The sequence below is a fragment of the Neobacillus drentensis genome (assembly GCF_021560175.1).
In the GTDB taxonomy this organism is placed as follows: domain Bacteria; phylum Bacillota; class Bacilli; order Bacillales; family Cytobacillaceae; genus Neobacillus; species Neobacillus drentensis_A.
The window spans coordinates 1602624-1615679 of record NZ_CP091110.1; the positions used below are offsets into that span (position 1 = coordinate 1602624).

Sequence of the window (13056 nt, forward strand, 5' to 3'; positions counted from 1 at the left end):
GAATCATTTCAGCCCGTTTTGAATGGAATCATCTTTTTCTAAGAAACCGATTTTTGGTGGAGTGGGGATGCTAGTTGAACTAGCTTTTTAATCTCAATGAATAAAATATGATGTTCTTCCATTTCCTTAATTTTAAATAAGTAGCCGTCATATTCTATGAAGTCATCCATTGTAGCATCAAATTTCTCTGACAAGAACCAGCCGCCAATCGTATCTAAATCTTTATTTGAGATGGAAGTGCCTAAAATATCGTTTACTGTTTCAATTAGTACTTTACCACTGACAATATAGTGCTCATTGGCTAATTTACGTACATCAGGAACCTCGTCACTATCAAATTCATCTCGAATATCACCGACAATCTCTTCGACAATATCTTCTACTGTCACCAGGCCAGATGTACCTCCAAACTCATCAATAAGGATCGCCATATGGGTCCTATCCTTTTGCATTTTTAATAATAAGTGTTGAATAGGAATGGTTTCAATAACAGAGATGACCGGTTTAATGAAATAGGATAGAGGTTTTTTCTCTGCCCAGTTCGTATCCAATTTAGTAGTTAAAATATCCTTGATATTAATTATCCCAATTATATTATCTTTATCCCCATTCATGACAGGGTAGCGTGTATATTTTTGTTCCTTAATTAACGAGAGAATGTCATCACGATGATCATCGACAGATATACTAACCATTTCTGTTCTAGGTACCATAATTTCTTTGGCAATCCGATTATTAAAATCAAATACATTCGTAACATAGGTTAATTCCGATTCATTAATTTCTCCGCTTTGATAACTTTCTGAAAGAATAATTCTCAATTCTTCCTCTGTGTGTGCTAACTCATTTTCAGACACAGGTTTTAAACCGAATAAGCCAACCAATAATCTAGACGAAGTATTTAATATCCAAATGAACGGATAAAATATTTTATAAAACCAGATCAACGGATTAGCAAAGAGAAGCGTAATGGTTTCTGATTTTTGAATGGCAAAAGATTTCGGAGCTAATTCGCCCACGACTACATTGATAAAGGTAACAAGAATAAATGCTAACACGATAGATAAGAGATGTGTTACAGCACTATTTATGTGTAGTAAGGTAAGGAGTGGATGTAACAACTTAGAAACGGTTGGCTCTCCTAGCCATCCAAGTCCCAGTGCTGTGACCGTTATTCCGAGCTGACAAGCAGATAGATATTCATCTAAATGGGTAACGACTTGTTTAGCAGCTCTGGCTCCTTTTTTTCCTTCATTTAAAAGTTGATCAATACGTGTGCCTCGTACTTTAACAATTGCAAACTCTACAGCCACAAAGAAGGCTGTAAGGGCAATAAAAATGGCGATGATGATCAGGTTAACTATTTCCAAATGTATAGCCTTAAGAGTAAGGCCTACACCTCCAGTCTAAATCTATTAAACATAAAAAATGAACATTAGTTCAATTATGACATATTGTCATCTTGTTTGTCAACAAAACATGAACAGTGGTTCATGTTTTGTGCCCAGTGTAATAGAAAACCTTTAAACGGGTTAGTCTCGTAATTTTTTAAATTCCGGGCAGATTTAAACTCACAATCCCTTATTTTTGGTAAAAATCTTATAGAAGAATATTAATTTTCAAATTTTTAATTCATCATTTGACAAAAAGGATTTAGAACAGTGAACGATGATTATTGTCGAAAACTCAAGTAGAAAATAAAATATTTCGACAAATTTCATCAGGATATGGAAGCTGGCAAAACCTTCTCATTTAAAAAGATCTTATATCTAAAGGTTTGTTTATCACGAATAGTAATGGGGGACTGGAAAAATTAGAAAAACGAAGAAAAATGTCGATAAGGAAGGGTTTACAAAATAGTATTTTCCTACAATAATCGTAGTTATATCAATATTCTATTAATAAGTTGATTACTTCTAAGGCTTACGGCGTTATTAAAAGGAATAATTGCTAGGTTACTATAATTTCTTAGGAGGTATCTTTATTATGGTTTATCAGCAAAAGCCGTGGTTAAAAATCTATGATTCAAGGATCGATGAGCATGTGTTAATTGAACACCCATCCCTCTATGATTTTTTACAAGGATCCGTTACTCAATATCATGATAAACCAGCCTTCACCTTTTACGGAAAGGTTTGGAGTTTTACTGACACCAAGGTGGTTACAGACCAATTTGCTGCAGGCCTATATAAGGAAGGCTTTCAAAAAGGTGATCGCGTAGCCATTATGCTTCCAAATTCCCCACACTATATTTTTAGCTTATTTGGGATTTTTCGACTGGGCGGAATAGCAGTTCAGTTAAATCCTATGTACGTAGAAAGAGAAATCGAACATGTTTTAACTGATTCAGGTGCACAGTATATCGTTGTTCTAGATACTCTATACAATAAAGTTAAAAAAGTCCAACCAAAAACAAGTTTGAAAAAAATGATTGTGGTCAGCCTTGGGTGCGAGAGAGTAGATCTTGCTGAGGGGGACCAATACTTCGACGAATTCCTCCATGAATATATAAACATCCCTGAAGTACATATTGAACGTGAAAATGATGTTGCATTGCTCCAATATACTGGCGGCACAACTGGCCCTTCTAAGGGAGTCATGCTTACTCATCTTAATCTACTAGCCAACTTTAATCAGGTTTGTGATTTTGCTTATAAAACCTGTAAGAAGCCGGATGACTTTAAAATGATTACGGTTCTTCCTATGTTTCATGTTTATGGACTGTCCAGTACGGCCCTTTGCGGGATACGAGAAGGGGCCAACCAGATTATATTGCCGCGGTTTGATCCTAAGGAAGTAATGGAAACAGTAAAACGTGAAAAACCTTTTCAAATGTCTGGAGTTCCAACGATGTATTTTGCTTTAAACAGCCAGCCGGGTTTGGAAGAATGTGGTTTTGATCAATTGTATTATATAAGCTGCGGAGGGGCGCCGCTGCCTGTGGAAGCAGCTAAATTATTTGAAAAGAGAACTGGGGTAAAATTGCTGGATGGGTACGGTCTTTCTGAATCGGCACCAACGGCTATTTTCAGTCCACCGTTTGTTCCTAGAAAATACGGAAGCGTTGGAATTCCTGTCCAAAGTACAATTGCTAAGATCGTTATTCAACAGGACGGAAAATATGTTGATGCACCTGTAGGAGTTGAGGGGGAACTAGTCATCAAAGGCCCTCAGGTGATGAAGGGTTATTGGAACCGTCCACAAGATACTGAGGAGACAATAAAGGAGGGCTGGTTGTATACTGGTGACATCGCCATGATGGATGAGGAAGGCTATTTTTATATTATTGACCGTAAAAAGGATATGATTATTGCGAGCGGATACAATGTATATCCTAGTGAAATTGAAGACGTCCTTTATCAGCATGAGGCTGTTGAAGAGGCCCTCGTAATTGGAGTTCCAGACACATACCGTGGTGAAACTGTAAAGGCTTATGTAAAGCTAAAAGGAGGATTTTCTGCAACGGAAGAGGAAATTAAACAATTTGGAAGGGAAAATCTCGCGCCCTACAAAGCACCAAAAGAAGTGGAAATCCGTTCGGACCTGCCGAAATCTTCCGTCGGAAAACTCCTTAGAAGAGTTTTACGGGAACAAGAACTATTAAAAGTATAAGAATACTAGAGAGAAGGGGACCTGATGAATATTCAAGAGCTTTTTAGTTTAAAAGGAAAAACAGCAATTGTAACCGGCGGCGGAAGAGGACTGGGCCAGCAAATTGCCACGGCATACGCAGAAGCAGGAGCAAATATCGTTATTTGTTCTAGAAATTTAGATGCCTGCAAACAATTTACCGAAGCACTAAAGGAAAAGGGAGTTCAAGCCTTAGCCTTCAAATGTGATGTCTCTGACCCTGGAGATATTCATCATGTCGTGGACGAGACTCTTAAGGAATTTGGACAAATTGATATTTTAGTTAATAACAGTGGGACGAGCTGGGGGGCACCGGCATTAGAAATGCCTGAAGATAAATGGGATAAGGTGATGGATATTAACCTTAAGGGTGTTTTCTTATTTTCTCAAGCTGTAGGAAAAATTATGGTCAAGCAAAAGTCCGGGAAAATTATTAATATTGCATCCATTGCTGGTGTAGGCGGGCAAGACCCATTGGTGATGGATGCGATTGGCTATTCTGCAAGTAAGGGTGCGGTTATCACCTTGACTAAGGACCTAGCGGTAAAACTTGCGCCTTATAATGTCCATGTAAATGCCATTGCCCCAGGTTTCTTTCCAACTAAAATGGCAAAGGCTATCCTTGATTATTCTGGACAGAAAATACTCGAGCGGACTCCTGCAGGACGTTTTGGTTCAGATGACGACATGAAGGGTCCGGCATTGTTTTTAGCCTCAGATGCGTCTAATTATGTATATGGTCATATTTTAGTCGTGGATGGGGGAACCACTGCAGCTGTCCAATAATTTTTCCAATAGGCAGGAATAGAAGAGGTCAAACATGAATTCTAAACAGCAAGATACCATTCAATTTTATAAACAAATCGAAGCAGAGATAAATAAAAGAATTCATGCTCGTACCAATTCCCGAGCCTTTACAAAAGCAGTTGGCAAGGCATTGGATTCACATCTTCGAGAAGTAAGGATCTATAAGCGATTAACTACCAGATGGCTAAATCGTAGGAATCTTGCCACTAAAGATGAATTTGCTGCCCTTGCAAATAGAAAGATAGAGGTAGTGGAGGAGATTGATTCTTTGGATGAATCTATTTATCAGATTATTAACCTGCAAAAGGCAAACCAACAAAAACTGACAATGGTTCGAGAATCACTGGAAGAATGGTCCACTTTTTTAAATAGTGATGTAACCGATCAACGCAGCCATCCTGTTAAAACATTAGAAAATGAACTACAGGAATTAAAGAAACTATTTGAAATGGATATTTATTAAGGAGGAAATATATTATGAGCGAAACTAATCAAAAAGTACTGGAAAATCAAGGAACAGAGGAATTAGAAAAGGAGCTTTCGAGTCTTGACTTATTATGGAAACTTGGTTTTGATGAATTAGACGAATGGGCTGAAAAGTTTAATAAACAAGATGAGCGTTTCTTAGAGGCAGTAAGGAACTACGTTGAAAAGGCTAAGAAAAATCAGGAAAATGTAATAACTGTTGCGGCCCAATTTGGTTTGGAGTTAAAGGAATGGGAACAGTCAACACGTGAAGAACTCTTAATGACTACTACAACGCTGCAAAGTTTCTTCCCTGTTAAATCTTATGAGGAAATCAATCAAGTAGTGGAAGATATTCAGAACAAATCAGCTCAACTATTAATTACCCCTGTCCAAAAATTAACAACTGGCCAGATTCAGGCACTTGATAAGCTTTTAGAAACAGTAGAACAGTATATCTCAATGAGGAAAAAGGGACGCGAAAAATATCTCGAGAGTGTAAAGAAAACAACGAATGTCCTTTATGAAAATCAAAAATTATTTGTTGACGTCTTTACGAAACAGGTTAAATCAGCCATATTACCTTTTCAAAAATATTTGAAAAAGTAAAAGAATAGACAAAAATAATTAGAGGTGAAGGTAGATGTCTGATAAAAAAAACTACGATCCATATGAATCCCTTCATAAATTTAGTTTATTGTGGGAAAAACAGATTAACGATTTTATCTTTCTATTAACCAATAATAAAGACTTTGTAAAAATGTCGCACAGAGGGACTGACTTGCATTCGCGCTATCTTGAAACATTTAAAAAGAATCAAGAAGCATTAGCGAGTGTCCTTAATTTACCAACAAAAAATGATGTTACCAATGTGGCTAACCTAACCCTTCAAGCGGAAGAAAAAATGGAAGCCTTAGAGGAGCAAATTTGGGATTTACAGGATTCTGTAAAGTCACAAAATAAAGAGATTGAGAGTGTTGTCGAAGTATCCAAAGAAATCATTAAACTCACCAAGCAATTAAAGACGGAATTAGTTAAGACGAAAAAAGAACTGGCAGATACAAAGGGCCTGCATGCCGAACTGCAGGAATTGAAATTTGAATTATTAAAACTGAATGATTTTAAACAGGAATTCGAGACGATTAAAGAGTTGATAAAAGATAAGTCTACCGAACCTGTGTTAACAGGTACAGCTTCAGGAAACTAACAGAAGGGGGAGAAAACTACATTGGCAGCAGAATCACCTTTGACAGAGTTCATGCCTGACTTGGATTATGAAAAGGAAAGGCAGCGCTGGGCTAACGTCTTTAAGATTCTAAGTGAACCCGAGCCCAAAATTGGCCATACTCCTAGGAACGAAGTGTGGAGAAAAAATAAATCAGTATTATGGCATTATCCAGCACAACAAAAAAAATATGAAATTCCCTTATTTTTCGTTTATTCCTTGTTTAATAAACCATACATTTTAGATATCGCCCCTAAAGCTAGTGTCATTGAGGGACTTACGAAAATGGGCTATGAAGTGTATTTATTAGATTGGGGTTCCCCAGGGTATGAAGACAAGCAGATGGGGATTGACACCTACATTGAGAAATATTTACGGACAGCGGTTAAGCGGGCAATTCGTCATTCAGGCGCTAAGCAAATTACGCTAATCGGCTATTGCTTAGGCGGGACAATTGCTTCCATTTATGCGTCAATTGCAGATGAGCCAATCAAGAATCTCATTGTAGCGACCGTTCCAATTGATTTTCAGCCATTTATGGGACCTGATAAGTGGGCAGAAGGGCTTAGAGACGGGGATATTAATATCGAACGCTTTATTGATACTTATGGGAATATTCCTCCTAAATTAGTGGAAGGTATGTTCCGCGCAATCGGTGCACCGATTTATTTTACTAATTATACAACGCTGCTGCATCGAGCACATGATTCCAAATATGTTGATAAGTGGCGCAGGATGAATAAATGGACACTTGATCAAGTTCCATTTGCGGGCGAAGCGTACCGTCAATTGGCAACTGACCTCTTTAAAGAGAATAAGCTCATTAACGGAGGAATGATGGTTGGCAATAAAGTTGTAGACTTAAAAAATATAAAGGCTAATCTGTTCGTCGTTTCCGGTTCACGGGATAATTTAATTCTTGAAGAGCAAAGTAAGCCGATCATGGATTTAGCCTCTAGTAAGGATAAATCCTATATCACGGTTGAAGCTGGTCATGTCAGCTTGGCTTTATCGGGTTTGTTTGCAAAAATAGTCCATCAATGGGCTTCAAGCCGTTCAAATCCGCTTTAAAAATTAGTCATAATTTCGGGTACAAGTAAATATATAAAAGGTATAGGCAAGGGGAGGAGGATGTATTTCCCCCTCCTTCAACTTGCAGTTTTGTGCTTGTTTAAAAAGCTTCTAAGTGTTTTATTAAAGCTTTCTTTCGCCTCGAGCTTAGCAATGTGCCCGGTATTTCTGAAGATCACAAATTCAGAGTGAGGAATTTGTTTATGCATCAGCAGCTGTACCCAGACAGGAATGACGGAATCATATTGTCCGCCAATGATTAAGGTTGGAACCTTAATCTTAGGAAGTAAAGTTAAATTATTTACTTCTAGGCATGCTTCCATCGATTTAAAATAATATTCTCTATTCGGGCGGTAAAATTGATTGAATTTCTCGAAATTATCTTTGTTCCATGAATAGAGGCAAATTTTTGCGGCCGTTTCTCTTAGTACATCCGGTGATTTATTTGCTGCATGTGCTTTCCGATATTTTAAAAAGAGTTTACCGAGTGTTTCAGGCGCATAGTGAAAAGTACTAACCAGCATTAAGGAACGGCACATTTCAGGGGCTTGGCGGTAGATTTCTTGGGCTACCATTCCACCCATTGACAGGCCACAGATGTGTGCGCTTTTAATCCTGAGACCGTTTAATAGGCTAATGATATCCTCGGCAAAGTGTTTTATTGAAATCTCACCAGGATTTTGATATTCACCATGACCACGTAAATCAGGTATGATTAAATCATACTGATCGGCAAATTCAAACTGGTTTGACCAGCCCTCTTTTACTTCTCCAAGGCCATGAATAAAGACTAGTGGTTCACCCTCCCCAAATCGCAAATAAGGAATTTTGGAGCCGCCAATAAAAAGTTCTCCCAATGTTGTTCCTCCTAAGTGTTTTTATAAACATATGTTGCCAATATTTGTAATGTGTAAACGTTTATAAAATTCTGACTATTTAATTATATAGGGGTAGAAGTTTATTTATTACCAATATATGTAATTTACATATATAAAGAATTCAGTAATGCAGGTGCAATTTGTTTTAAGATCGGTGAATATCAGCTAAAATGAATTATTAAGATCATAAAAATCAGCGAGGCAGGATGTATGAAGCTAATGAGGAATTACGAATGATTAAAAAGTATTTAACGTTTGAAAAGAATAATGGTATTGCACCCTATATTTGGACCATACTTGGTATCCTTCCTTTTTACTTTATATTCCAGTCTACTTCGACAATCGGGATTGTTCTAGGTGTTTTACTGACCTTAGTATTCTTTATTCTCTATCGGATTGCGTTTATTTCCAAGGGTTGGCCTGTCTATTTATGGACTTTAATTTTAATTGGCATATCAATAACAGCGTCGAGTCTCTATAGCTATGTTTATTTTGCTTTCTTTCTTGCTTATTTTATCGGAAATATTAAGGACCGGATTGCTTTTTTAACATTATATTTTATTCATCTCATAAGTACGTCAGCATCGATCAACTATAATATTGTCATGCAAGAAAAATTGTTTCTTCAGCAGCTTCCGTTTGTCATCATTATTTGGATTAGTGTGATCCTTCTACCTTTTAGTATCCATAATCGGAAAGAGCGCGGACAGCTGGAGGAAAAGCTCGAGGACGCTAATAAGCGAATTTCAGAACTTGTGAAACTGGAAGAACGAAACCGGATAGCTCGTGATCTGCATGACACACTTGGGCAAAAACTTTCTTTGATTGGCTTAAAGTCAGACTTAGCTCGGAAGTTAATTTTAAAGGACCCTGAGCAGGCACGAGATGAATTAAAGGATGTACAGCAGACTGCTAGGACTGCCTTAAGTGAAGTAAGAAAGATGGTTTCTTCTATGCGGGGGATTCGGTTAAAAGATGAGATTTTAAGGGTTAAACAAATGATAAAAGCTGCCCAAATTAATTTTGAATGTAAGGGAGAGTTTGCCCTTCAACATGTTTCGCTGCTTACCGAAAACATTTTAAGTATGTGTTTAAAAGAGGCGGTAAACAATGTGGTGAAGCATAGTGGGGCAAAGACTTGTTCTATTTCTATCGCACAATTATGGAAGGAAACGGTCATGACGATTCACGATGATGGTGTTTTTAAGGGCGATACAGATGAGCTGGCAGAGGGACATGGCTTAATCGGGATGAAGGAACGTTTGGAATTTATTAATGGCAGTTTAGAGCTCTTGACAGAGGACGGCACTACTTTAATTGTAACCGTCCCGAATGACGTAAAGCCAATGGATAAGGAGGATGGCAGATGATTAAAATCGTAATTGCTGAAGACCAGCAAATGCTGCTAGGAGCATTTGGTTCCCTGCTTAGTTTGGAGGATGATATGGAAGTGGTCGGAAAAGCTTCAAATGGTGAAGAGGCGGTATCACTTGTAAAGAAATATAAGCCTGATGTTTGTATCATGGACATTGAAATGCCTGGAAAAAGCGGACTTGAAGCTGCAGAGGAACTAAAGGGTCTCGGGTGTAAAGTCATCATTCTAACGACCTTTGCGCGGACCGGATATTTCCAGAGGGCTTTAAAGGCAGGGGTATGCGGTTATTTGTTAAAGGATAGCCCGAGTGAGGAGCTAGCAAGTTCCATCCGAAATGTGATGGCGGGACGGCGTATTTATGCACCCGAATTGATGGATGATGTATATGGGGAAGAAAATCCATTAACGGACAGGGAAAAAGAAGTGCTCGAGCTTGTGGCGGATGGGAAAAACACCAAAGAAATTGCGGAGACCCTTAGTATTAAAACAGGTACTGTCCGTAACTACATTTCGATTATCTTAGACAAACTGGAAGTTAAAAACAGGATTGAAGCTATCACTCATTCAAAAGAAAAGGGCTGGTTTAAATGAGGTGTATTCCGAGGAATACACCTTTTTTGCGGGGTTTTAGCTTCTTACTCAATGGCTGTTTGATATCTGTCTAAAAAGTTTTTGATATACTCGAATACTTCAAATGGACGTTCCTCTGGTACAGCATGTCCGGTTTCTTTTAATATGATTAGTTCGGAATTGGCTAAATCTTTATGTAGCTGCTCTCCTACCTTAAGGGGCATGGATTTATCATGATCACCCCAAATTAATAAACATGGTGTTTTGATTTGCTGAAGAACTTCAACTGGAAGATCGCCTTCCCGATCTCTTATCATTCTGGTCAGAGCTCTGAATATTTCATCCTGTAAAAAAGGCTGAAGATAGCCGTTGATCATTTCCTCATTAATGATGGAATGATTATATAAGGCATCCTGTAGATTCTTCTTCACTCCCGTACGCGCGAAGTAATATTTAACAAAACGATGAAAATAAGGTAAATAGCTAGTCAAGATTAAAGGTAATTTAAATCGCTTTAAATAGGCTGAGCTGCAAAGGAGAATCGCTTTATCCGCAATATTCGGCATCATATGAAGGATATTGAGAACAATTTGGCCCCCCATTGAATGGCCGATAAAGGTCATTTTATTAAGACCTAAGGATTCTGTTAATTGGATGACGGTTTGCGCAAGGTTTTTATAGGAATACACATACTGATTGCATTTTTCGCTTTTACCAAACGGAGGGAGATCGATAGATAAAACCTGAAAATCTTTTTTTAACAATGAAATTAAATGGCGAAAGGTAAAGGTGGAAGAAAGAAATCCATGTAATAAAACAAACGTTTTATTCGCTGTTTGATGGGGGTAAAATTCATAATAAACATTAATATTATTTACCGTCTGATAACCGGTAAAAGCTGCCTGCTCCATACATCATTCCTCCTGCTCCACATAAAATAGTTGCCTTTAATTTTCCCCACACCTTAAAAGAAATACTACTAGATACATGAAGAAATATTAGGAAAACAAATTGAAAGAATGAAAAAACAGTTGTCCACACCATATATACAAATGTCTTTTGATGGTGCCTGACACCAAAAATAAATTTTTTCGAAAAAGTGAAATAAAGTGTTTGAATTTTTAGAAAACTAAATGTATAATGAAAAAAAGCTCAAGGAGTTGATTTCCATGGAAAAGAAATTATTAAATTCACCACAACATTCGGATGAGAATCAAGATGCTGTTATTGCTGAGATGTTTCTAAACAATGCCCTGCTTGAATTTAAAAAGGAGAATATCCGAAAGGAAATCGACCAAACATTACAAAATGGGGATAAAGAATTGTTCCTTAAGTTAACAGAAGAGCTAAAGTTGATTTCTTAATTCATTACTAATGTAATCAAATATCACAAAGGGCAGCCCTATCCTTTAATTGGATAAGGGCTTCTTTCTGGTTTCTGATTAATATGGTATCGTTTTAAAATGGGTTAATGGGGATTAACTACTGAAAAAATCTTTTCCTTTGTGTTAATTTACAAAACCAATAAAAATAGAGCTGGGGGATACAATGGAAACTAATTTCAATTTGTATTTAATAAGACATGGTGAAACATATTTAAATCGATATAAGAAAATGCAAGGCTGGGCTGACAGTCCACTAACTGAAGAAGGGAAAGCTGTTGCTGCCGAAACGGGTCAGCGATTAGCCGCTGTTCCTTTCGACCGGGTATATACAAGTGATTCAGGGAGAACAGTTGAAACTGCTGAATTAATTCTTCAACAAAATAATTACCAGAATCAATTGGTGATAAATAGGAGAAAAGCCTTTCGAGAGAGTTTTTTTGGAAGTTTTGAGGGAGAATATTCAGAGGTTGTTTTTCGAAAAATTGCCGAAGAAAATAACTGTTCAAGCACGAAAGAATTGTTTCAAAACCATAATCTAGAAGATGTAATGAATTTTTTTAAAAAATCAGACCCATTTCATCATGCTGAAGATTACAAAGAACTGTGGGAACGGATTGAAAACGGCTTAAATGAGATTGTCTCTAGTAGTAAAAGTCATAATGAAAACATTTTACTCGTAACACATGGCGTTATCATAAGAAATATCATGAGTAAATTTTCTAATGAATTTGATAAGGGAATGGATATTAAAAATTCGAGTGTTTCTATATTAAAGTATACACGTAACGTATTCGAAGTTGTTTCCTTTAATCAATAGTAGATTAAACAAAATCGAAAGAGAATGAACTATGGAGAAAGTATCGTGAAAGAAAGGATCATTGAGGAATTAAAAAGAATTGAGCAGGAATTTGAAGTGAAAATATGCTATGCCGTTGAGGCAGGAAGCCGGGCATGGGGCACTTCTTCACAGCATAGTGATTATGATATTCGGTTCATCTATGTTCATAAAAAAGATTGGTATTTAACAATTGATCAAAAACGTGATGTCATTGAGGAGCCGATAAATGACCAACTTGATTTAAATGGATGGGATTTGCGGAAAGCTCTCCAGTTATTTAAAAAGTCTAATCCCTCCTTGTTGGAATGGCTTCATTCTGATATCGTTTACTATCAAGGTTTTTCACTACTTGAAAAAATGAAGAAACTAGAAAATGAAATATTCCAGCCCAAGGCATCCCTATTTCATTATTTAAATATGGCAAAAGGGAATTATCGGAATGGTCCTCAAACTGAAACGATAAGCAGTAAGCGCTATCTAACTATAATACGCCCCATCTTGTCCAGCATGTGGATAAAAAAATATAACAACTTCCCTCCAAATGAGCTTCCACAATTAATAGAGGAATTGATTAAGGAGAAAGAAGTAAAGAGGAAGATTCATAAACTGATCAAAAACAAGATAAATCATGATGACCCCTATATTAACCTTGATTTCCCTATTATTCATGACTTCATTGATAAAGAAATGAACCATCTGGAGGAATATGCCAGAAAATTGGTGGTACCAAAAAGGGACTATACCAATGAATTAAATGTGTTGTTTAGAGAAATGCTGGAGGAAGTATGGTCCTAATCCTAGTCGGATTTTTA

14 protein-coding genes are annotated in these 13056 nt (G+C 37.1%); 11 read left to right on the forward strand and 3 right to left on the reverse strand.

The window, feature by feature from the left end; all coding sequences use genetic code 11:
* Positions 1-38: 38 nt before the first annotated feature.
* Positions 39-1370 (reverse strand): hemolysin family protein, encoded by a 1332-nt coding sequence (locus L1999_RS07420; protein WP_235742967.1) that lies wholly within the window; start codon positions 1368-1370, stop codon positions 39-41.
* A gap of 616 nt (positions 1371-1986) precedes the next feature.
* On the opposite strand from L1999_RS07420, the gene L1999_RS07425 reads away from it, so the two are divergent.
* From L1999_RS07425 to L1999_RS07450, 6 genes are read left to right on the forward strand one after another with little or no spacing between them, the layout of a single operon-like run.
* Entirely contained in the window at positions 1987-3612 is a 1626-nt protein-coding gene (locus L1999_RS07425) for a long-chain-fatty-acid--CoA ligase (RefSeq protein ID WP_235742968.1), read from the forward strand.
* Positions 3613-3636: 24 nt separating this feature from the next.
* The gene (locus L1999_RS07430) at positions 3637-4416 is read left to right on the forward strand and encodes an SDR family oxidoreductase (protein WP_235742969.1); all 780 of its coding nucleotides are present in this window, start codon (positions 3637-3639) and stop codon (positions 4414-4416) included.
* A gap of 34 nt (positions 4417-4450) precedes the next feature.
* Entirely contained in the window at positions 4451-4900 is a 450-nt protein-coding gene (locus L1999_RS07435; protein WP_235742970.1) for a hypothetical protein, read from the forward strand.
* A gap of 14 nt (positions 4901-4914) precedes the next feature.
* Positions 4915-5511: a hypothetical protein gene (locus tag L1999_RS07440; RefSeq protein ID WP_235742971.1), complete on the forward strand. Its 597-nt coding sequence runs from the start codon at positions 4915-4917 to the stop codon at positions 5509-5511.
* 34 nt (positions 5512-5545) lie between these two features.
* Positions 5546-6109 (forward strand): polyhydroxyalkanoate biosynthesis repressor PhaR, encoded by a 564-nt coding sequence (locus L1999_RS07445; RefSeq protein ID WP_235742972.1) that lies wholly within the window; start codon positions 5546-5548, stop codon positions 6107-6109.
* 21 nt (positions 6110-6130) lie between these two features.
* Entirely contained in the window at positions 6131-7198 is a 1068-nt protein-coding gene (locus tag L1999_RS07450; protein WP_235742973.1) for an alpha/beta fold hydrolase, read from the forward strand.
* A 77-nt stretch (positions 7199-7275) separates the two neighbouring features.
* On the opposite strand, the gene L1999_RS07455 is transcribed toward L1999_RS07450, so the two are convergent.
* Positions 7276-8055 (reverse strand): alpha/beta fold hydrolase, encoded by a 780-nt coding sequence (locus tag L1999_RS07455; RefSeq protein ID WP_235742974.1) that lies wholly within the window; start codon positions 8053-8055, stop codon positions 7276-7278.
* Positions 8056-8309: 254 nt separating this feature from the next.
* Between L1999_RS07455 and L1999_RS07460 the strand changes: the two genes are divergently transcribed.
* Both L1999_RS07460 and L1999_RS07465 read left to right on the forward strand, forming a co-directional pair.
* Complete coding sequence (locus L1999_RS07460) at positions 8310-9446, forward strand: sensor histidine kinase (RefSeq protein WP_235742975.1); 1137 nt, start codon at positions 8310-8312, stop codon at positions 9444-9446.
* On the forward strand, positions 9443-10042 hold the full coding sequence (locus L1999_RS07465; protein ID WP_235742976.1) for a response regulator transcription factor: 600 nt from the start codon (positions 9443-9445) through the stop codon (positions 10040-10042). The genes L1999_RS07460 and L1999_RS07465 overlap by 4 nt, the downstream gene beginning before the upstream one ends.
* Positions 10043-10086: 44 nt before the next feature.
* Here the strand turns inward: L1999_RS07465 and L1999_RS07470 are convergent, their stop codons facing one another.
* Positions 10087-10932 (reverse strand): alpha/beta fold hydrolase, encoded by an 846-nt coding sequence (locus L1999_RS07470; protein ID WP_235742977.1) that lies wholly within the window; start codon positions 10930-10932, stop codon positions 10087-10089.
* A gap of 258 nt (positions 10933-11190) precedes the next feature.
* On the opposite strand from L1999_RS07470, the gene L1999_RS07475 reads away from it, so the two are divergent.
* From L1999_RS07475 to L1999_RS07485, 3 genes are all read left to right on the forward strand, one after another.
* Positions 11191-11385, forward strand: a complete 195-nt coding sequence (locus L1999_RS07475) for an IDEAL domain-containing protein (protein ID WP_235742978.1) — start codon at positions 11191-11193, stop codon at positions 11383-11385.
* Positions 11386-11569: 184 nt separating this feature from the next.
* Positions 11570-12223: a histidine phosphatase family protein gene (locus tag L1999_RS07480; RefSeq protein ID WP_235742979.1), complete on the forward strand. Its 654-nt coding sequence runs from the start codon at positions 11570-11572 to the stop codon at positions 12221-12223.
* 45 nt (positions 12224-12268) lie between these two features.
* Positions 12269-13039 carry a nucleotidyltransferase domain-containing protein gene (locus L1999_RS07485; protein ID WP_235742980.1) on the forward strand — a complete coding sequence of 257 codons (771 nt, stop codon included), beginning with the start codon at positions 12269-12271 and terminating at the stop codon, positions 13037-13039.
* Positions 13040-13056 lie beyond the last annotated feature (17 nt).